The 20,636-nt window shown below is 64.7% G+C and carries 20 protein-coding genes; 7 read left to right on the top strand and 13 right to left on the bottom strand.

From position 1 onward, the window contains the following. Window positions 1-3 precede the first annotated feature (3 nt). The 6 genes from CQ050_RS16975 to CQ050_RS16950 form a co-directional block, all read right to left on the bottom strand. Window positions 4-771, bottom strand: coding sequence for an SDR family NAD(P)-dependent oxidoreductase (locus CQ050_RS16975; RefSeq protein ID WP_105558003.1), 768 nt, complete (start codon window positions 769-771; stop codon window positions 4-6). Next, on the bottom strand, window positions 768-1,763 hold the full coding sequence (locus CQ050_RS16970; protein WP_105558002.1) for an NAD(P)H-quinone oxidoreductase: 996 nt from the start codon (window positions 1,761-1,763) through the stop codon (window positions 768-770). Before CQ050_RS16970 ends, CQ050_RS16975 begins: the two co-directional genes overlap by 4 nt. 20 nt (window positions 1,764-1,783) lie before the next feature. Beyond that, window positions 1,784-2,488 carry an ABC transporter ATP-binding protein gene (locus CQ050_RS16965; RefSeq protein WP_105558001.1) on the bottom strand — a complete coding sequence of 235 codons (705 nt, stop codon included), beginning with the start codon at window positions 2,486-2,488 and terminating at the stop codon, window positions 1,784-1,786. Then, entirely contained in the window at window positions 2,481-4,262 is a 1,782-nt protein-coding gene (locus CQ050_RS16960) for an ATP-binding cassette domain-containing protein (protein WP_105558000.1), read from the bottom strand. Before CQ050_RS16960 ends, CQ050_RS16965 begins: the two co-directional genes overlap by 8 nt. A gap of 22 nt (window positions 4,263-4,284) precedes the next feature. Then, entirely contained in the window at window positions 4,285-5,151 is an 867-nt protein-coding gene (locus tag CQ050_RS16955) for a branched-chain amino acid ABC transporter permease (protein ID WP_046806196.1), read from the bottom strand. A 121-nt stretch (window positions 5,152-5,272) separates the two neighbouring features. Further along, on the bottom strand, window positions 5,273-6,472 hold the full coding sequence (locus CQ050_RS16950; RefSeq protein ID WP_105557999.1) for an ABC transporter substrate-binding protein: 1,200 nt from the start codon (window positions 6,470-6,472) through the stop codon (window positions 5,273-5,275). A gap of 331 nt (window positions 6,473-6,803) precedes the next feature. Here CQ050_RS16950 and CQ050_RS16945 point away from each other — a divergent pair, with 331 nt between their 5' ends. From CQ050_RS16945 to CQ050_RS16935, 3 genes are read left to right on the top strand one after another with little or no spacing between them, the layout of a single operon-like run. Beyond that, a complete protein-coding gene (locus tag CQ050_RS16945; protein WP_105558143.1) occupies window positions 6,804-7,586 on the top strand; it encodes an SDR family oxidoreductase in 783 nt (260 codons plus the stop codon). Beyond that, window positions 7,586-8,542: a 3-hydroxyacyl-CoA dehydrogenase gene (locus tag CQ050_RS16940; RefSeq protein WP_105557998.1), complete on the top strand. Its 957-nt coding sequence runs from the start codon at window positions 7,586-7,588 to the stop codon at window positions 8,540-8,542. The genes CQ050_RS16945 and CQ050_RS16940 overlap by 1 nt, the downstream gene beginning before the upstream one ends. Continuing rightward, window positions 8,535-9,470, top strand: a complete 936-nt coding sequence (locus CQ050_RS16935) for a 3-keto-5-aminohexanoate cleavage protein (RefSeq protein ID WP_105557997.1) — start codon at window positions 8,535-8,537, stop codon at window positions 9,468-9,470. The genes CQ050_RS16940 and CQ050_RS16935 overlap by 8 nt, the downstream gene beginning before the upstream one ends. Window positions 9,471-9,508: 38 nt before the next feature. On the opposite strand, the gene CQ050_RS16930 is transcribed toward CQ050_RS16935, so the two are convergent. Both CQ050_RS16930 and CQ050_RS16925 read right to left on the bottom strand, forming a co-directional pair. Then, window positions 9,509-10,579, bottom strand: a complete 1,071-nt coding sequence (locus tag CQ050_RS16930; protein ID WP_105557996.1) for a glycerol dehydrogenase — start codon at window positions 10,577-10,579, stop codon at window positions 9,509-9,511. A gap of 9 nt (window positions 10,580-10,588) precedes the next feature. Continuing rightward, entirely contained in the window at window positions 10,589-11,293 is a 705-nt protein-coding gene (locus tag CQ050_RS16925) for a GntR family transcriptional regulator (protein ID WP_105557995.1), read from the bottom strand. A 124-nt stretch (window positions 11,294-11,417) separates the two neighbouring features. Between CQ050_RS16925 and CQ050_RS16920 the strand changes: the two genes are divergently transcribed. The 4 genes from CQ050_RS16920 to CQ050_RS16905 are packed head-to-tail and all read left to right on the top strand — an operon-like array spanning window position 11,418 to window position 15,732. Next, the gene (locus CQ050_RS16920) at window positions 11,418-12,275 is read left to right on the top strand and encodes a transketolase (protein WP_105557994.1); all 858 of its coding nucleotides are present in this window, start codon (window positions 11,418-11,420) and stop codon (window positions 12,273-12,275) included. Continuing rightward, on the top strand, window positions 12,276-13,274 hold the full coding sequence (locus CQ050_RS16915; RefSeq protein ID WP_105557993.1) for a transketolase family protein: 999 nt from the start codon (window positions 12,276-12,278) through the stop codon (window positions 13,272-13,274). A 16-nt stretch (window positions 13,275-13,290) separates the two neighbouring features. After that, the gene (locus tag CQ050_RS16910; RefSeq protein ID WP_105557992.1) at window positions 13,291-14,094 is read left to right on the top strand and encodes a shikimate dehydrogenase; all 804 of its coding nucleotides are present in this window, start codon (window positions 13,291-13,293) and stop codon (window positions 14,092-14,094) included. A 36-nt stretch (window positions 14,095-14,130) separates the two neighbouring features. Next, window positions 14,131-15,732, top strand: coding sequence for a GMC family oxidoreductase (locus CQ050_RS16905; protein ID WP_105557991.1), 1,602 nt, complete (start codon window positions 14,131-14,133; stop codon window positions 15,730-15,732). Window positions 15,733-15,816: 84 nt separating this feature from the next. Here CQ050_RS16905 and CQ050_RS16900 read toward each other — a convergent pair whose 3' ends face one another. From CQ050_RS16900 to CQ050_RS16880, 5 genes are read right to left on the bottom strand one after another with little or no spacing between them, the layout of a single operon-like run. Further along, the gene (locus CQ050_RS16900) at window positions 15,817-16,830 is read right to left on the bottom strand and encodes a proline racemase family protein (RefSeq protein ID WP_105557990.1); all 1,014 of its coding nucleotides are present in this window, start codon (window positions 16,828-16,830) and stop codon (window positions 15,817-15,819) included. A gap of 51 nt (window positions 16,831-16,881) precedes the next feature. Continuing rightward, on the bottom strand, window positions 16,882-17,673 hold the full coding sequence (locus CQ050_RS16895) for an ABC transporter permease (protein ID WP_105557989.1): 792 nt from the start codon (window positions 17,671-17,673) through the stop codon (window positions 16,882-16,884). Next, window positions 17,670-18,518: an ABC transporter permease gene (locus tag CQ050_RS16890; RefSeq protein ID WP_105557988.1), complete on the bottom strand. Its 849-nt coding sequence runs from the start codon at window positions 18,516-18,518 to the stop codon at window positions 17,670-17,672. The genes CQ050_RS16895 and CQ050_RS16890 overlap by 4 nt, the downstream gene beginning before the upstream one ends. Further along, window positions 18,515-19,564 carry an ABC transporter ATP-binding protein gene (locus CQ050_RS16885; RefSeq protein WP_105557987.1) on the bottom strand — a complete coding sequence of 350 codons (1,050 nt, stop codon included), beginning with the start codon at window positions 19,562-19,564 and terminating at the stop codon, window positions 18,515-18,517. Before CQ050_RS16885 ends, CQ050_RS16890 begins: the two co-directional genes overlap by 4 nt. Before the next feature lie 13 nt (window positions 19,565-19,577). Further along, window positions 19,578-20,630: an ABC transporter substrate-binding protein gene (locus CQ050_RS16880; RefSeq protein ID WP_105557986.1), complete on the bottom strand. Its 1,053-nt coding sequence runs from the start codon at window positions 20,628-20,630 to the stop codon at window positions 19,578-19,580. Window positions 20,631-20,636 lie beyond the last annotated feature (6 nt).

Below are 20,636 nucleotides of genomic sequence, written 5' to 3'. Positions count from 1 at the left end.
CGTTCAAGTCATCAACCATCCACCGGCCACGTCCAGGACCTGGCCGGTGACGAACCTGGCCTGGTCGGACGCGAAGAACAGGCAGGCATCGGCCACTTCCTCGGGGGTTCCCAGGCGGCGCAGCGCGGTCACCTGCGCCACGGCGTCATTGATGGCTTTCGGCACGCTTTTCAGCAACGGCGTACTGATGCGCCCCGGCGCCAGCGCGTTCACCGTCACATCGAATTCCCCCAGCTCGGCTGCCCAGTGGCGGGTCAGGCCAATCAGGCCGGCCTTGGTCGCCGCGTAGTGCGCCGCCACGATATCGCAGTAAGCCTTGCCCGCCACCGATGACATGTTGATCACGCGGCCCTGGCGTTGCTTGACCATGTGCGGCGTGGCCAGATGCGTCATGTAGAACACGCTATTCAGGTTCACCGACACCACGCTATCCCATTCGCCGGGCGGCATCTCCCAGACCTTCAGCGCGCGTCCGTCCGTCTTGGGCGAAATGCCGACGTTGTTCACCAGGATGGTCGCCGGCCCCAACTCGGACGTGATGCGGTCGTAGGCCGCCTGGCATTGATCGTAATGCGCCACATCGGCGTGGACGAAGGCCACCTCGTGGCCGTGCTTGCGCAGTTCTTTCTCGAACGCCTGGCCCGCCTGCGAGTTGAAATCGATCAGCCCGACGCGGCCGCCTTCGGCCAGAAAACTCTCGACGATGGCCGAGCCGATGCCCCCCACCGCGCCTGTCACGATGGCGACCTGATCCTGGAAGCGGCCGCTCATGCCTGCACCTTCAGCATGATCTTGCCGATGTGCTTGCTGCTTTCCATCAAGGCGTGGGCCTGGGCGGCCTGGGCCAGCGGGAACACTTCATGGATCAGGGGCAGGCATTGCCCTTGCTCCATCAGCGGCACGACCTTCTCGGCCAAGGACCGCGCGATGTCGCCCTTGTCGTCGTCCGAGCGCGGGCGCAACGTCGATCCCGTGAATTGCAGCCGCTTGATCATGATGGGCAGCGCGTCGATTTCAGCCTTGCTGCCCTCCAGGAAGGCGATCTGCACCAGCCGGCCATTCACGGCAAGCAGGCGGAGGTTCTTGTTGATGTAGGCGCCGCCCACCATGTCCAGGATCACGTCCACGCCGGCGCCGCCAGTGGCTTGCCGCACTTCGGCTTCAAAGTCCGCGTCGCGGTACAGCACCGCATGGTGCGCGCCGGCCTTCAGGCAGGCATCCGCCTTGGCCGGGTTGCCAACCGTGGTCCAGACTTCGGCGCCGAACGCGCGGGCCAGCTGGATGGCGGTCAGGCCGATGCCGCTGGAGCCGCCATGCACCAGGAATTTCTCGCCGGCCGACAGGCGGGCGCGGTCGAACACGTTGGTCCAGACCGTGAAGTAGTTTTCCGGGATGGCGGCGGCGGACAGCATGTCCATGCCGCGCGGCACGGGCAGGCAATGGCGTTCGTCGGCCAGGCAGTATTGGGCGTAGCCACCGCCCGGCGTCAGGGCGCAGACGGCATCGCCGACCTTCCAGGCCGTGACGTCCGGGCCGACGGCGATGATGGCGCCCGACACTTCCAGCCCCAGGTAGGGCGATGCGCCCGGTGGTGGCGGATACGAGCCAGAGCGCTGCAGCACGTCGGGGCGGTTGACGCCGGCATAAGCGACCTCGATCAAGACCTGCCGGCCTGTGGGCGCGGCCATGTCGCGTTGGGCGACGTGCATGCAATCGGGCGCGCCGCCCTTGCCGTGGTCGATGAATGTGCAGCGTAGAGTCATAAGAAGGGGTCCTGGTGTCGTCAATGGCCCAGATAGGCCTTTTTCACATGGGGGTCGCTAAGCAATTCGGCGCCGGTGCCGGTCCGCACGATGGCGCCGTTCTCCAGCACGTAGCCCCGGTCGGCCAGCCGCAGCGTGCGAAACACATTCTGTTCCACCAACAGCACCGTGACGCCGTGCGAGGTCACGTCGCGGATGATGTCGAACATCTGCTGCACCAGCAGCGGCGACAGGCCCAGCGACGGCTCATCGAACACCAGCAGCTTCGGATCCGCCATCATGCCGCGTGCGATCGCCACCATCTGCTGTTCACCACCCGATAGCGAGCCCGCGTATTGCGACAGCCGCTCTTTTACCCGCGGGAAAATGCGCAACACCTCTTCCAGCTTGCGGGCCACGATGGGGCGCGCGGCGCGCTTGTACGAGCCCATCAGCAGATTGTCCTTCACCGTGAAGTGCGGAAACAGCTGGCGGCCCTCGGGAATCATGGTGATGCCCGCGTCCACGATGTCATACGGATTGCGGTTGGTCAGGTCCTGGCCTTCGAATTCCACCTTGCCCTGCATGGCGGGGATGACGCCGCACAGGGTCTTCAGCGTGGTCGTCTTGCCCGCGCCATTGGCGCCGATCAGGGTGACGATCTCGCCCGCGTTGACCTCGAAGTTCAGGCCGTTCAGCACCTGGCTCTTGCCATAGCCCGACGACAGGTTCGTCACCTTAAGCATCCTGATACTCCTTGCCCAAATAGGCTTCGATGACGGCCGGGTTCTCGACCACGTCCTTGGGCGCGCCGCTGACCAGCACGGCGCCTTCGTTCAGCACGATGATGCGGTCTGACAGCGCCATCGTGGCCTGCATCATGTGTTCGATCAGCAGCACCGACACGCCCGAATCGCGGATGCGCCGGATCATCTGGATGGACTTCTCGATGTCGGTGGGGTTCAGCCCCGCCATCACTTCGTCCAGCAGCAGGATGCGCGGTTTGATGGCCAACGCGCGGGCAATTTCCAGCCGCTTCATGCCGCCCACCGTCAGACTGCGCGCTTCGGTGTTCAGGTACTTGACCAGATCCGTCTGCTCGGCCACCTTCAGGGCGATCTGCTCGGCTTCGTCGCGGCTTGAGGTGCGGATGAACGCGCCCAGCATGATGTTCTCAAGTACCGTCAGGCCCGTAAACGGTTTGGCGATCTGGAATGTGCGGCCCAACCCCATGTGCGCGTACTCGTCCGGCGTCTTGCAGGTGACCCAGTTGCCCTCCGCGTCCAGCATCGAAATGCCGCCCTTGTCCGGCGACAGGAAGCCCGACAGCAAATTGAACACGGTCGTCTTGCCCGCGCCGTTAGGCCCGATCATCCCCAGGATCTCGTTCTGGTTCAGGGTCAGCGATACGTCGTTGGTGGCGCGTAGACCGCCAAAGCTCTTGAACAGCTTGTCGGCCTTCAGTACCGGCTGCTCGGAACGGGTGGCGTTGTGCAAGCGCAGTTCGTCGGCCAGCTTGAGCTTCTTGCGGGGCTGTCCCAGATACGGCAACCGTGCCAGCCCGCGTTCGATCGCGGGGCCGAACGCGCCGGCCAGGCCACGCGGAATGGTCAGCACCACGGCGACCAGGATCAGGCCGTAGATCAGCCCGTGCATGCCGTTGCCCACGCTGGACAACCATCCGCGCGCCAGTTCCGCGATGGGCAGCACCAGGAAGGTGCCCGCGATCGGGCCCGCCACCGTGCCCAGCCCGCCGATCAGCGCGAACATGGCCACCTGGATCGACAGCTCCAGCGAAAACGCCGAGCTGGGGTCCACGAAGGTCAGGTAGGTGATGTGGAAGGTGCCGATGATGCTGGTCAGCATGGCCGACACGACCGCCGCGATGATCTTCACCCGCACGGTGTGGATGCCCACGGCCAGCGCGGCGTCCTCGCGTTCGCGGATCGCGATCAGGTAGTGGCCGATGCGCGATTTGCGCACGTACCACGACACCCACGTGACGAACAGGAACAGGCCGAAGGCGATGATCACGTAGTTCATCTTTTCGCGGAACACGATCCACGCCCAGCCGATATTCAACGGCAGGCTGATGCCGCTGGAACCGCCCGTCCAGCTTTCCTCGTGGATCACCAGCAGCCGCACCACTTCCAGGATGGCGATGGTGGCCAGCGCGAAGAAGGGCCCGCGCAGCCGCAGCGTGGGATAGCTGATCACGATGGCGACCGCCGCCGAGATGGCCGCGCCCGCCAACATGCCGATCCAGGGCGAAATGCCGAAGTTCTGCGTCAGCAGCGTCGCGGTGTAGCCGCCGATGCCGTAGAACACGGCATGGCCCAGCGATAGTTGGCCGGCGTAGCCGCCGACGATATTCCACGCCACGGACAGCGAGGCGAAGACGAACAGCAAGACAAAAAGGTTGGTCCAGAAAGGCGTGCCCATGACGGCGGGCACGAGGAACATCACGATCAGCAAAATCAGGCTGACGTAGGCTTTGGGGCTTCGAAAGTCGGGAAACACGTCTCGCTCCTTGTGGCTCTGATCACTCTGTGCCGACGCCGAACAGGCCGTTCGGTCGCAGGACAAGGATCAAGAGGAAGATCCCGAAATACACGACCTCTTTCAGGTCGGGGGCGATGTAATAGCCGGCCAGCGTATCGACGATACCGATGATCATGGAGCCGGCGACGGCGCCGTACAGGCTGCCCAGGCCGCCCAGCACCACGATCACGAATGCCGTCAGCACGAAGTACGTGCCGACCGTCGGGAATACCGGATACTGCGGCGCCAGCAGGCCTGCGGCGATACCGACGAATGCCGTGCCCAGGCCGAAGGCGATGGCGTACACGTTGTTCACGTTCACGCCCATCAGCGTGGCGGCATAGCGGTGCTGCGCCACGGCGCGCAGCGCGCGGCCCAGATAGGTGCGATGCATGAACAGGTGCAGCAACACGGCCAGGCTGATGCCGATCACGAAGGTGATCAACTGGCCCGTCACCATCGAGAAGTTGCCCACGTCGATGGCGTTCGTACCCAGTTCCACCGGCGCGCGATACACGTTGGCGCCGAAGATCACCAGCGCCAGGTTCAGCAAGATGGTGGACACGCCCACCGTGGCGAAAATCTGGATGTGCTGGTCGGCGTTCAGCAACGGCTGGATGATGCCTTTTTGCGTCAGCGCGCCCAGCGCGAAAAGAATCACCGCAACAGGAACCAGCCCCACATACGGGTGGACGCCGAATTGCGCGGCGATCAGATAGACCAGGTACATGCCGATCATCAGGAATTCGCCGTGCGCGAAGTTCACGACACGCACGACGCCGAAGATCAGTGTCAGCCCCAGGCTGATGATGGTGTATGCGCCGCCCAGCAACAGGCCGTTGATGACCAGTTGAATGAAAATATCCATGGTGCAACCTCTTAGAGCGGGATGCGGCGCCGGCACGGCCGCGTTGAAGACGGCCGCGCCGGCGTGCGCGAATCCCGGGAAACGTCAGGCGCCCCCAAGCGCCTGATCACTGGCGTCGCGCTTACTTCTTGAAGACAGGCTTGCCAAGTGCGAGGTTGCTGGGTGCGATGGTGACAAGCTTGCCGTCCTGCCACTGCATCACGTAGAACGTGGACGCATTGTTCTGGCCGTCTTCGCCGAACTCGAACGCCCAGCCGTTGGCGGTCTGGCCCGCCGGCTTCTTGTAGGCCAGAACCGCGGCGCGGATCTTGTCCTTGTCCGTCGATTTGGCGTTGCCGATGGCTTCGAAGAACGCCTTGGCGCCCACGTAGTTGGTCAGGCTATGGCCGGATTGCGGGTCGCTCTTGTAGGTGGACTTGTAGGCTTCGAGGAACTTGTCCAGGCCCGGCGCGCCGGCCGGGTTGATGGACGACTGCGGGAAGTCCAGGTCGAACACGCCGTTCATGTCGGCGCCGACCGCCTTGGCCGTGTCGGCCAGCGAATAGCCCCCGCCCGCGCCGATCACGACCTTGGGCTTGAAGCCCGCGGCGCGCGCCTGGCTGAAGAACAGGATGGCGTCGTTCTGGTAGGCCGTTTGCAGCACGACGTCGACCTTGGCGCCCTTCAGGCGCAGGATCAGGGACGACAGGTCCACGGTCTTGGCGGAATACGGCAGCACTTCGGCCACCGTGTAGCCCAGTTCCTGGGCACGCTTCTTTTCGGTGGCCGCCACGTCGGTGCCATAGGGCCCGTCTTCGTGGATGATCCCGATCTTGATGTCCTTGGGATTCAGCCCCATGCCGGGGGCGATGGTGTCATGCAGCGCGTTGACCACCGACACGCCATACAGCGCCGTGTTGGGGTTGCTGCGGAACAGGTACTTGTAGCCGCGCGTGGTGATTTTGTGGGCGGTGGCGCCCAGCTCGAAATAAGGCACGCCCGCCAGCTCCGTCACGGGCGACGCCGCGTACGAAATGCCCGAGGCGTAGCTGCCGAACACACCGACCACATTGGCCGAGATCAAACGCTTGGTTTCCGACACGGCTTGCGTCGGATCCACGGCGTCCGCCTTCACGATTTCGATCTTCTCTCCGTTGACCCCGCCGGCGGCGTTGATCTCGTTCACGGCCAGTTCCAGGCCGCGATAGCTCTCTTGCCCAAGCAGCGCAAGCGCGCCGCTGAACGGGAAGAGGGCGCCCACTTTCATGTCGGCCGCTGCGGTGCCGCTTGCCAAGACGCCGCACACGCCCAGCGCCAAAATAATCTTATTGAACTTGAACACGGTCTACGCTCCTTTGTCGGTATGGGATGCGGACTGTTTTTAGTAGTGTCCGTCTTTTTTAAATATATGATATATGGGCCGGGCAGGTACGAAAACCCCGCCTTGGATTCTAGTTGGGGTCACAGCAAGCCGAATCGGGGAATTCCCTAAAGCCGCATGAATAAAGCCTTAGCGGCCGATGGTGCCTGAAATCAAGCGCAATATTCCGTCAGGCGAACGTACCTTTCCTGGCATGATCGGCGCCGGCAAAAGTCAAGAAATTGCCGCGTCAAATCATATATCCTATATCATCTGGAACACGCCTTTCCATAAAAATCCAGGAGACAAAAGCATGTTCGAGGAAGTCGATTTCGCCGGAAAACGGGTCCTGATCACCGCCGGCGCGGACGGTCTGGGCCTGGAGATGGCCAAGGTCTTTCACCACGCCGGCGCCACGGTTTTCGTGTGCGACGTGAATGAAACGCGTCTGGCCGCGTTACCCGCCGAATTGCCGGGTGTGCATACCGCCGTGGCGGACGTGTCGGACGAGGACAGCGTGGGCGCGCTCTTCAAAGCGGTCAAGCAAAAGCTGGGCGGGCTGGACATCCTGATCAATAACGCGGGTGTGGCCGGGCCCACGGGCTATGTCGAAACCCTGTCCAAAGCCGATTGGGACCGCACGCTGGCCGTGAACATCACGGGCCAGTTCTTGTGCGCGCGCCAAGCCATCGGCATGTTGAAAGCGTCCAAGGCCGGCGTGATGATCAACCTCTCGTCCGCCGCCGGCCACCTGGGCTTTGCTGGTCGGTCGGTGTATTCCGCATCCAAGTGGGCGGTGATCGGGTTCACGAAGTCGTTGGCGATTGAATTGGGGCCGCATGGAATCCGGGTCAACGCCATCCTGCCCGGCGCGGTCGAAGGCCCGCGCATCCGTGCGGTCATCGCGGCCAAGGCCGACACGCTTGGCCGCCCGGTGGACGAGATCGCGGCGCAGTACGAGAACCAGGCCGTGCTGGGCCGCATGGTCACGGCGCGCGATATCGCCAACATGGTGCTGTTCAACGCCAGCGAAGCCGCCCGCAGCGTCACCGGGCAGGCCATCGTGGTGGACGGCTTTACGCAGAAGCTCTACTGATGGGCGCCGGCCGCGAGGCGCGTTGCGCCGCCATCATCGGAACGGGGCTGATCGGCCAGGGATGGGCCATCGTATTCGCGCGCAAGGGCTGGAATGTGCGCCTGTATGACGTCAACGCGGCCATGCTGGCCGAGGCGCGAGCCCTGATCCTGCAACAGCTGCACGAACTGGAAACGCAGGGTCTGTTGACGGGCGCAGACGCCATCATCGAACGTGTACAGGTGGCCGACAGCCTGGCCGATGCGGTCAAGGGGGCGTGCTACATCCAGGAGAATTCGCCGGAAAAAGTCGAGACCAAGCGTGCGTTGTTTTCGGAACTGGACGCGGCAGCCGACCCCGATGCGGTCATCGGCAGTTCGACGTCCAGCATCCCCGCCAGCCAGTTCACCGAACATCTGGCCGGCCGCCATCGCTGCCTGGTCGCGCACCCGGTCAACCCGCCCTACCTGATCCCCGTCGTGGAGCTATGTCCCGCGCCCTGGACCAGCGCCCAGGCGCTGGAGGCCGCGAACGCCGCCATGACGGCGATTGGCCAGAAGCCGGTGCTCGTGCGCCGCGAAATCGAAGGCTTCATTCTTAATCGCCTGCAGGGCGCCTTGCTGCACGAAGCCTTCCGGCTGGCCAAGGAGGGCATTGCCAGTGTGGAAGACATCGATGCGACCGTGAAGGACGGCCTGGGATTGCGCTGGTCGTTCATGGGGCCGTTCGAAACGATCGACCTGAACGCGCCCGGCGGCATTGCCGACTATTGCGCGCGCTACGGCGGCCTGTACCAATCCATCGGCGCCGATCAGGGCGAATGTGTCGCCTGGGACGGCGCGCTGGTGGATGCGCTGGCGCACGAACGCCGCAGCCTGCTGCCGCAGGAAGACCTTGCCAAGCGCCGCTTCTGGCGCGATGAAAAACTGATGCGCCTGATGCGCCACAAACAAGAGAACGGAGACAACCATGGCTAAGCCCAAACAGAAAGTCGTCATTACCTGCGCCGTGACGGGCGCCATCCACACGCCCAGCATGTCGCCGCACCTGCCGGTCACGGCGGACGAGATCGCGGAAGCCGCCATCGGCGCGGCCAAGGCGGGCGCTGCGGTGCTGCACCTGCACGCTCGCGATCCGCAGACCGGCAAGCCGTCGCAAGACCCGGCGCTGTTCAAGCCATTCCTGGAACGGATCAAGAACGAGACCGACGCCATCATCAACATCACTACCGGCGGCAGTCCGCACATGACGGTGGAAGAGCGCATGCGCCCGGCCACGACCTTCCAGCCCGAGCTGGCCTCGTTGAACATGGGATCGATGAATTTCGGCCTGTTCCCGATGCTGGACCGCTTCCAGGACTTCAAGCACGATTGGGAGCGCGAACATCTTGAGAACAGCCGCTCGCTGATCTTCCGCAATACCTATCAAGACATCGAATCCATCCTGACGCTGGGCAACGCCAACGGCACGCGTTTCGAGTTCGAGTGCTACGACATCAGCCACCTGTACAACCTGGCGCATTTCGTGGACCGCGGCCTGGTGAAGTCGCCGCCGTTCATCCAGTCGGTGTTCGGCATCCTGGGCGGCATCGGTCCGCATCCGGAAGACCTGATGCACATGAAGCGCACCGCCGACCGGCTGTTTGGCAACGACTACGAATGGTCGATCCTGGGCGCGGGCCGCAATCAGATGCCGCTGGCCACCATCGGCGCGGCGATGGGGTCGAACGTGCGCGTCGGGCTGGAAGATTCGCTGTGGATCGGACCGGGCCAATTGGCGGAATCCAACCGCGTCCAGGTCGAACGCATCCGTTCCATCCTGGAAGCGCTGAACCTGGAAGTGGCCACGCCAGAAGAGACGCGGGCCAAACTCGGCCTGAAAGGCCGCGAGAACGTGAAGTTCTGATCAAAGGCAGCTGGCCGGCGCGACGGCGCCGGCCAGGTTCAAGCGTGGCGGCGCAGCGCGTCGGCAAGCATGGCGACGTCCAGGGGGCGATCGAAATTGGCGGCGTGGCGGGCCTTCAGGGTCAGTTCGGCGGCCAGTGTCAGGTCGGCGTCGCTGGGAGTGTCGGCGGCGCCTAACTCGCGTAGCGTGGTGGGCAGGCCCACCTGGGCGTACCACTGGGTCAGGTCTGCCAGCATGCCGTCGCTGCGCTGTTCAAGGTCCAGCTGCACCAACAGGCCGACCGCGACCTGCAATCCATGCAAGGCGGTCGCCACGCCGCCGATCTTGGGCAGTCCGCGCGTCAGGGCGTGGGCGATGGACAGGCCGCCGCTTTCAAAACCGAGACCGCTCATGAGGATCATCGCTTCCACCACGCGTTCGAACGCCGGCGTGGGTTCACCGGTGCCGGCGGCTGCCACGGCGTCCACGCCATCGGCCAGCAGCGTGCGCAGGCAGCCGTCGGCGATCAACTGCGCGGACAGCAGCGGGGCGCCGTCGTACATGTTCTTGCCGCCGTTGCGTTGGCATTGTTCGGCTTCGAACTTCTTAGAGATGGCGTCGCCCAGGCCCGCGCGGAAGAAGTGCGCGGGCGCCGTTGCAATGATGGCGGTGTCCACCAGCACGACCGTGGGGTTGAACAGCATGTGCTCGACCGCCAGGAGGTTGTGATGCGCGTCGTACAGCACGTAGTTTTTGCTGGTCGGTGCGTCGTTGGACGCCACGGTGGGCACCGTGACCAGGTGGCAGTGGGCCGACTTCGCCACCGCCTTGCCCGCATCCAGCGACTTGCCGCCGCCCACCGCGATCACCATGTCGATGCCGGCCTGCGAGGCCTGCGCGCGCAGTTGCGCGATGAGGTCAGGTGTCAGGTCGCCGTCGACGATCAGCGGCGCAAGCGCCACGCCGTGTTCGGCGCACAAGGCTTCGATTCGGGGGCCCAGCACGCCATGGACGTAGCGGTCGATGACCAGGGCGGCGCGGCGGCCGAACAAGGCAGCGTACTGGCCCAAGGCGTCCAGCGCGCCCGCTCCTTGTATGTAGCGGCTGGGAGCCCCAAAAATCTTCAGCATGAAGTCTTCCTATTTGCGTGGCACGGGAGGGCGGTAGTCGAGCTCTTTCTCGCGTTCGACCAACCAGTCGATCATGATCTTGCCGCCCCAGACCAGGTCGGCCTGGATGGCGCTGCGGGCAGCTTCGGAGTCGCGCGCTTCCAGCGCTTGCAGCACGGCTTCGTGGCGGTGCTCGTTTTCGGAATAGTCCAGGCCGGCCGTCTTGATGTGGAACACCTTCAGGATGGGGCCCGTGATGACCCAGAACGATTCCACCGTGCTGCGCAGGATGGGCTTGTTGCTGGCTTCCAGGATCGCGAAGTGGAATTTGCGGTTCAGATAGCTGGCGCGCTTGGGGTCCGTTGCCGTGCAGGAAATGAAGTCGCGCTGCAGGGCGATCAGGTTGTCCAGCTGCTTGCGCGTGATGTGCTGCGCGGCTTCGGCTGCACCCATGCCTTCCAGGTGGAAACGGATCTGCTGGATCTCGCGCAGTTTCTCCGAATTCACGTAGGGCACGTAGACCGCCGTGGCAGCCTGCATCTCCAGGCCCTGTTCGCTGATCAGCCGAAAGATGGCCTCGCGTACAGGCGTGATGGATACGCCCATTTCTTGAGCCAGTTCGCCAATGATCAGGCGTTCGCCAGGTTCGTACTGCCCGTTGATCAGGGCATTGCGGATTTCGTTATAGACCCTGACGGAGAGGTTCTCTTTCTTTACCGGTTTGAGGCTGGGCATGACGTTTCGGGCTTGCTGTATTGAGGGAACGGGTGAATCCGGAATGAATTCTAGCCCGCCATAGCCAATTCAAGCTCAATGGGTATATTATATATCATATATCCTAACGAAGAAAGGACGCGCCATGCGCCACCACCAGGAGGCCCCCACCGAGGGGGAAGTCAGGATGCTGCGGGAAAAGGCCCGCCACATCCGGCTGGAGACAATCAGACTTATCGAAATCGCCAAGGTCGGGCACTACAGCTCGGTCTTCTCGTGCGCCGAGATATTCGCTTCGCTGTACTACGACGTGATGCGGCTGCGTCCGCGCGAGCCGCACTGGCCGGACCGTGACCGCTTCCTGATGGGCAAGGGCCATGCCGCCGTCGGCTTGTTTCCGGTGCTGGCCGACCATGGCTTCATCGACCGCGAGCTGCTGGATGGCTACACCCGGCTGGGCAGCCCTTTGGGCGACCACCCCGACATGAGCAAGGTGCCGGGCGTGGATTTCAGTTCGGGGTCCATCGGGCACGCGTTGTCCAACGGCGTGGGCATGGCGGTAGGCGGGCGCATGAGCCAGCGCGACTTCAACGTCTTTGTGATGCTGGGCGACGGCGAGATGCAGGAAGGGCAGGTCTGGGAAGCGGCGCTGTTTGCTGCGCACAACCGCTTGTCTCGCCTGATCGCCATCGTTGACCGTAACGGCTATCAGCTGGACGGCAAGGTGGACGACGTGATGGGCGTGGAGTCGTTGGCGGCGAAGTGGCAGGCGTTCGGTTGGGACGTCCACGAAGTCGACGGACACGACCTGCATGCATTGACGGCGCTGCTGCGGCGCCTGCGCGCCGACGACGCGCGTGCCAAGCCGGCTTGCGTGATCGCCAAGACCATCAAGGGCAAAGGCGTTTCCTACATGGAAACCGAGCCGGGCTGGCACCTGGGCTATCTGGCGCCGCAAGACGCGCAAAGCGCCATCGACGAAATCCTCTCCCGCGAGATCTGAATGGCACAGGCACAAGTTCTCTCCTCCGACTCCTGGCAGTACCGCGCCCTGAATGCGGTGAACCCCGGGCTGTCCTATCTTTCCGACGCGCTGATCGAGTTGGCGCAGGCCGGCCACCCCGTGGTGGCGGGGTCGGCCGACCTGCAGTATTCAAATGGCCTGAACCGCTTTGCAGAGGCCTACCCCGACCGCTACATCCAGTTCGGCATCTCTGAACAGAATATGGTGTCGGCGGCGGCCGGCCTGGCCACCACCGGCGTGATGCCGTTCGTGGCGACGTTCGCGTCGTTCCTGGGCCTGTTGTGTTGTGAGCAGATCCGCATGGACGTGGCCTACACCAAGCTGCCGGTTCGGCTGATCGGCCACCACACCGGCATCAGCCTGGGGTTCTACGGCACGTCGCACCATGCCACCGAAGACATCTCGACCATGCGCGCGCTGGCTGGCCTGACAGTGGTCTCGCCGGCGGATGGTCCGCAACTGGCGTCCGCCATCAAGGCCTCGGTCGACTGGCCCGAGCCGATCTATTTCCGCATCGGGCGCGGCCGCGACCCGCAAGTCTATGAGGACGGGCTGCCGTTCGAATTCGGCCGCGCCATCGTGCATTCCCGGGGCAGCGATCTGAACATCATCGCTTGCGGGATCACGCTGCACGCGGCGCTGGCCGCGGCAGAGCAATTGCGCCAGGACGGCCTGTCGGTGGGCGTGATCGACATGCCCACCATCAAGCCGCTGGACCGCGACGCCGTGCTGGCGGCGGCCGGGCAGTCGCGCCTGATGATGACGGTGGAAGAACACAACGTGCTGGGCGGGCTGGGTTCGGCGGTCGCGGAAGTGCTGGCGGATGCCGGCTCGGGCACGCGCCTGCGGCGTCACGGCATTTATGACGAGTACAGTTTGATCGCGCCGCCCACCACGCTCTACGCCCATTACAAACTGGACGCCGCGGGCATCGGCGAGGTGGCCCGTGCATTGATCAAGACCTCAGGCAACGCCTGACATTTCGGAGAAAAGAATGAAGGAAATCAGCGGAAACACGCGCCTGTTCGGCATCCTGGCCGACCCGATCCATCATGTGAAAACGCCGCAGCGCATGAACGAGCTGTTCGCCAAGATCGGCTTCGACGGTGTGTGCGTGCCTTTCCATGCGCGGCCCGACAATCTGGCCGCCGTGGTCGACGGCCTGCGTCGCCTTGAAAACCTGGGCGGCGTCATCGTCACGATGCCGCACAAGACCGCGATCCTGGATTTGGTGGACGAGGTCACGCCTGTTGCCGCAAAGATCGGCGCGGCCAACGTGGTGCGCCGCGACGCCGACGGCCGCCTGGTGGCGCACATGCTGGATGGCGAAGGCTTCGTCCGGGGGCTGCTGACCGCAGGCGTGCCCGTGCAAGGGAAAAGTGCCTACCTGGCGGGCGCCGGCGGCGCCGCCAACGCCATCGGCTTTGCGCTGGTCCAGGCGGGCGTGTCCCGGTTGACCATCGCCAATCGCACGCCGGCCAAGGCCGAAGACCTGAAGGCGCGCATCCTGTCGTTGCATCCCGAGGCCCGGATCACGATCGGTACGCCGGATCCCGCCGGCCATGATCTGGTGGTCAACGGCACGTCGTTGGGCATGAAGGAAGGCGATGCGCTGCCGCTGGATACCAACAGGCTGACACCTGACCAACTGGTATGCGAAGTCATCATGCAACCCCAGGACACGGCACTGCTGCTGGCGGCAAAAGCCAAGGGTTGCAACGTGCATTACGGCGCGCCGATGCTGGCCTGCCAGATCGAGCTGATGGCCGAGATGCTGGGCGTGACCGCCGCGAAGTAGGCATGCGGCGGATACCAGGACGGGGTGGATAAAAAGATGGGCGACTACGATTTCATCATTGCGGGCGGCGGCACGGCCGGCTGCATTCTGGCCAACCGGCTAAGCGCCGACGGCAAGCATCGCGTCTTGATGCTGGAGGCGGGCTTCGAGGCGCGCAGTATGTGGATCTCGATTCCGGCGGGCTTCTCCAAACTGCTGGTCAACCCGGACTACAACTGGCGCTTTGCAACCGAGCCCGAAGACAACGTCCACGGCCGCACCATCGCCGTGCCGCGCGGCAAGGGCGTGGGTGGGTCTACCTTGATCAACGGCATGATCTACGTGCGCGGCCAGCCACAGGATTACGACGGCTGGGAAGCGGCGGGCGCCACCGGTTGGGGGCATGCCCAGGCCGAGCGGATTTTCCGGAAAATTGAACACTACGAGCCAGGCGGCGACGCGCGCGGCAAGAATGGGCCGATGCATCTGGAAGAGGTCGCCGAGCGCTTCCCCGTGTCCGACGCCTTCCTGCGCGCCGCACAAGAGGATGGCCAGCCGCTGAACGCCGATTACAACAGCGGCAACCAGGAAGGCGTGGGCTATTACCAAGTGCTGCAGCATCGCGGCCGGCGCTGGAGCGTGGTGGACGGGTACATGAGGCCGGCGGCGGGGCGCAAGAACCTGAAGGTGGAATGCGGCGCCCATGTCACGCGGCTGCTGTTCGAGGGCAAGCGCTGCGTGGGCGTGGCGTACCGCCAGAATGGTCAGGAGCACACGGTGCGGGCGCGGCGGGAAACCCTGGTGTGCCTGGGCGCGGTGCAATCGCCGCAACTGCTGGAACTATCGGGCGTGGGCGATCCGGCGCGGCTACAGTCCTTCGGCATCCCGCTGGCGCATGCGCAGCCGCAAGTCGGCGAAAACTATATCGACCACTTCGCCACGCGCATGAATTGGCGGGTGAAGAACACCGTGACCTTGAACGAGATGTCGCGCGGTTGGCGGCTGGCGCAACAGGTGGCGCGCTACTACACGCGCCACAAAGGCATCCTGACCTTGGGAACGGGTCTCGTCCATGGCTTCGTCAAGAGCGCGCCGGGCCTGCCCACGCCCGATGTGCAGTTCTTCTTCGTGCACGCCAGTTACGCCAACGCGGCCGAACGCATCCTGGACCGCCATCCGGGCATGACGATCGGCGTGGCGCAGTTGCGGCCCGAATCGCAGGGCAGCATCCACATCAAATCGGCGGACCCACTGGCCTGCCCGTCGATCCGCCCCAACTTCCTGTCGGCGCAGATCGACCGCGATAGCCTCGTGGGCGGCATGAAAGCGGCGCGGCGCATCGTGGGGCAACCCGCCATGCGGCCGTTCATCGATGCCGAGGTCAGTCCCGGCCCCGATGTGGAAAGCGACGAACAATGGCTGGACTTCGCGCGGCACAACGGGCAGACGATCTACCACCCCATCGGCACGTGCCGCATGGGGTCGGACCCGGCCGCGGTGACCGACGCGCGCTTGCGCGTGAACGGCCTGACGGGAGTGCGCGTGGTGGACGCCTCGGTGATGCCGAAGATGGTTTCCGGCAACACGCAGGCCGCCGTCATGATGGTGGCCGAGCGCGGTGCCGAAATGATCCTGGAAGACGCCGCAGGCGCGGGCTGAACGGCCATGGGATGAGGGGGGCGTGGCAGACCGATGCGTTTGCACGGGATGTCCTGCGCGCCGCCCCCCCACGGCCCGGCAGGTTCAGCGGATCAGGAAGCCGGCGCCGACCGGGTCGTTACGGTCGATCACCCAGCGCGCGGTGCCCAGGATGCTGGCGGTGCCTTTGACGGTGGGGCGGACGGCGCGCGTGCCGTTCAGGTCCACTTCGCCCAGCAGGCAGCCTTCGAAGGTTCCGCTGCCCAGCAGGCCTTCCGACTTGATCGGCTGGTTCATGCCCAGCTTCCCGCGCGCCTCGAACATGGCCATCATGGCGCTGGTGCCGGTGCCGCCGGGCGACCGGTCCAGCTGGCCGGCGCTGAACACGTGCACGTTCTTGTAGAACGCGCCTTCGATCGTGGGCGGGTGCCAGAACGTGATGAAGTTCAGGTTGTTGATGTGCGCTTCGGTCGGATGCTGGATGCGGTGGCGCGCGTTCAGCTGGTCGCGCACAATCAGGCCCATGCGCGACAGCTCGGTGCCGTTGTCCGGCGAAATCCGCAGATCGCAGCCCGTCAGGTCCACGATGCCGAAGTAGTTCCCGCCCCAGACGATGTCGGCGGACAGCTTGCCGTAGCCCGGCAGTTCCACCGGAATGTCCTGCGCCGCCACGTACGCCGGCACGTTCTCGAAGCGCGTCCACAGCACGTTTTCGCCTTCGGACGCGACTTCCGACACGACCAGTCCGGCCGTGGTCTCGAAGCGGATCTTGGTGATGCCATCCTTGCCGCGGGCCACCAGGCCGTTGGCCACCATCGCCATGCTGACGGCGATGGTGCCGTGGCCGCACATGTGCGAATACTCGGTGCCGTCGATGTAGATCAGGCCGGCATCGAACTCCGGGCTGGACGGCGGCGTGAGGAACACGCCGAACATGTCTTTGTGGCCGCGCGGCTCGCGCATCAGCGCCTGGCGCAGCCAGTCGTAGTTCTGTTCAAGGAAGGCCCGCTTTTCCAGGATGCTGGATCCGGCGGGGTAGGGGATGCCGCTATGCACGATGCACAGGGGCTCGCCTTCGGTATGGGTATAGATGACATCGAACGCGTCTTGCTTGCGCATGACTGTGGCTCCAGACTAAGTAGGATGAAGGGGAAAAGCAGATGGGGGAAACTATTTGCCGCGTTCGGACAGCATGTCCAATCCGACGGTCAAATCCAGGATGACGATAGCGATCACCGCAACCACAATCGTGGCGCCCGATACGGCTGCGATGGTCGGATCGATCGTGTACTGCACATAGTTGAAGAGCTTGACGGGAATGGTGTTCAGGTCCGCCGTGGTGTTGAAAATGGAAAGCTCCACGTTGATCCACGACGAGATGAACGCGAAGATGGAACCGGTCACGATGCCCGGCCGGATCTGCGGCAGCACCACCAGGAAGAACGTGGTCCAGGGGTTGGCGCCCAGGTCCGCCGACGCCTCTTCCAGCGCGCGTTGTTCCGGCGTCAGAAGCGTCAGCGTGGACCGCAGCACGAACGGCGCGATGATGACGATGTGCCCGATCAACAGCGACAGGAAACTGCGCGTCAGCCCAAAGTACGCGCCGTACTGCAATAGCGCCGCGCCCAGCACGATGTGCGGCAACACCAGCGGCGACATCAGCACTGACGTCAGCGCGGCCTTGCCCGGGAATTCGTAGCGCGCGATCGCCAGCGCGGCTGGCACGGTCAGCACCACCGCGGCAAGAGTCGCCGCCAGCGCCAGCACGGTGCTGGTCGTGAATGCCGCCACGTAGCCGGCTTCGACAAGCAGCGTGCGGTACCACTCCAGCGTCCAGCCTTGCGGCGGAAACGCCAGGTAGGGCGTGGCCGTAAACGACGATCCCAGGATCACCACGAGCGGCAGGGCCAGGTACGCCAGCACGGCCAGCGCGATCAGGCGGATCAGGGTGCGGGCGATCATCGGGCGGCTCCGGGCAGGACGGCGGCGCGGTTTGCCAGCGCAACCAGGATCAGGGTGAAAACCAGCAGCACCATGCTTAGCGCGCCGCCGTAATGGAAGTCGAATACCGAGCTGTATTGCTGGAAGATCAGCATGGACAGCACCGAGATCCGGCCGCCTGACAGCAGCGCGGGCGTCACATAGGCGCTGACCGCCAGCGTGAAGACGATGATGGCGCCGGACACCACGCCGGGCAACGTCAACGGCCAGGTGATATGGAAGAACGTCGAGGCAGGGCTGGCGCCCAGGTCGGCGGAGGCCTGCTCGCACGCCGGATCCACCCGGGCCAGCGCGTTGCCCACGGCCAGCACCACGAAGGGCAGCAGCACATAGACCATGCCGATCAGGATGCCCAGCTCGGTGCCGATGAAACGCACCGGACGGTCGGCCACGCCGGCACCCACCAGCGCCTGGTTGACCAGCCCGTTGCGGCCCAGCAGCACCATCCAGCCGAAAGCGCGCACGATGTTGCTGGTGAACAGGGGCACCACCAGCAGGATCACGCAGAAGCGCCGCCAAGCCTGCCAGCGCACCACGCGCACCAGATACCAGGCCAGGGGGTAACCCAGGATCACGCACACGACCGTGGTGAAGAACGCCAGCCGGAAGGTCACCAGGATCACGTCCCAGTGATACTGATCGGCCAGCACGCGCACATACTGCTGCAAGGTCAGCGTCATGCCTTCCGGCCCGCCCGTGATGCTGGCCAACGCCACCACCGCCAGCGGCGCCAGGAAGAAGGCCGCGAAAAAAAGCACGGGCGCGGCCAGCAACAGGCCGGGCGAGAGCCAGGCGCGCCCGTTCATGGTTGCTCACCGATCAGGTGCAGGTGTTCCGGCTCGAACGCCAGATGGACCGTCGCGCCGGGCCGCAGCCCGGTGGGCGCGATGCCGCCGTGGCGCGCCACGATGATCTGCCCGCCCAGGTCCACGTGGATCATGCTGTGGCTGCCCACGTTGATGACGTCGGTGACCGCGCCGGTCCAGGTATCGGTGGCCGCTTCGCCACGAAGCCGAAGGTCTTCTGGGCGCAGCACCGCCACGCCACGCGCGGGCGCGGGCTTGCCGAACGGCACGCGAAGACCCTGCGTGTCCAACTGCAGCGTGTCGCCATCCAATGCGGTGAACGATATGAAATTGGCATCGCCGATGAACTCCGCGACAAAGCGCGTGGCGGGTTGCCGATAGATGTCCGTGCCGGCGCCCACCTGCTCGATGCGTCCCGCGTGCATGACGACGACGCGGTCGGCCATGGTCATGGCCTCTTCCTGATCGTGCGTGACGAAGATGAAGGCAATGCCCAGCTTGGCTTGCAGGTGCTTGAGTTCCAGCTGCATGCGCTTTCGCAGCTTCAGATCCAGCGCGGATAGCGGCTCGTCCAGCAACAGCAGCTTGGGCCGGTTGACGATGGCGCGCGCCAGCGCCACGCGCTGTTGCTGGCCGCCCGACATCTCGCGCGGGTAGCGCGGGCCAAAATCCGCCAGCCCGACCATGTCCAGCGCCGCGCCGGCGCGCTCGGCGGCCTCGGTTTTCGACGCGCCTTGCCGCCGCGGGCCGTAGGCCACATTCTCGGACACGGTCATATGCGGGAACAGCGCATAGTTCTGGAACACCGTGTTCAGTGGGCGATGGTGCGCGGCCAGGCGGCTGATGTCCTGGCCGTCGATCAGGATGCGGCCCGATTCGGGCTTCAGGAAGCCGGCGATCGAGCGCAGCAAGGTGGTCTTGCCGCAGCCGCTGGGCCCCAGCAGGGCCACGAATTCCCCCTGCTGGATGTCCAGGTCGATCCGGTCCAGGGCCTGGTAGGCGCCAAACCGCATCGACACGCCTTCGATGGTGAGCAAAGTGGACATGTTCGACCCTGGCCTAGCGCTTGCGAGCGACCTGGCGGTTCCAGGCATCCGTCACCTCGGCGCGGCGGCTGTTGATGAGGTTCCAGTCGAACAGGCTCAGGTTCTTCACCGAACCCTCTGCGCCCCACGGCAGTTTGCGGGCCACGTCCTTGGGCACCTGCACGTCCTTGACGGCCGGGCCCAGATACAGGCGTGTGGCCAGGCAAACAGCGGCCTCCGGCGTAAGCGCGGTGTCGACGAACTTCTTGGCCGCGGCGGCATTGGGCGCGCCCTTGACCAGGTGCAGGCGGGCATCCGTGGCCCACGCTCCTTCCTTGGGCACCGCGAAACCGATCGGCAGACCCTTGTCGATCAAGTCCCACGCGCCCACGTTGAAGTGCGCGCCGATGATGGCCTCGCCGCTTTGGTAGGCGTTGCTGGCGGCGCCCGAGCTGTCGAAGAACAAGGCGGTGTCCAGCGTGGCCAGCTTGGCGTACAGCGGAGCCAGGTTGGACGGGTCGATCGCCCAGACACGCGCCAGGAAGAACACGAACGGCACGCCGGAGGAGTTCGCGGGCGATGGCACGGCCACCGCGCCGGCATACTCGGGCTTCCACAGGTCTTTCCAGCTGGTGGGCGCCTGCGGCACTTCCTTCGTGTTGTAGGTGATGCCCAGCGAGTAGTAGCCGGTGCTGACGGCGTAAGCGGCGTCGCCATTGCGGTACACGCCCTGGTCGATGACGTTCTTCAGATTCGGGATGGCGGCGGGGTCCAGCGTGTCCAGCACGCCAGCCTGCGCGGCCAGTTCGCTGATGCCGCCGTCCATCCAGGCGACGTCGATCGTGGGCGCGTTTTTCTGCTGTTGCAGCTTGGCCAGCGTCGTGGTCGACGTACCGACTTCCGGCACGACCGTCACGCCCGTGGCCTTGGTGTAGGGCTCGGCGACGCAGGCGCGGAACGCGTCGCCCCAATTGCCGCCATACCAGGCGACGGTGATCTTCTGCTGCTGCGCCGTCGCCTGCGTGGCCAGCATCAGGCCGGCGCCCAGCAAGGCGGCGCGCAGGGCGCTGCGGGTAAGTGTTGCCATGTCGGA

Origin of the sequence: Achromobacter sp. MYb9 (assembly GCF_002975275.1) — a bacterium.
Taxonomy (GTDB): Bacteria; Pseudomonadota; Gammaproteobacteria; order Burkholderiales; family Burkholderiaceae_B; genus Achromobacter.
This window is presented reverse-complemented; position numbering and strand designations above follow the sequence as displayed.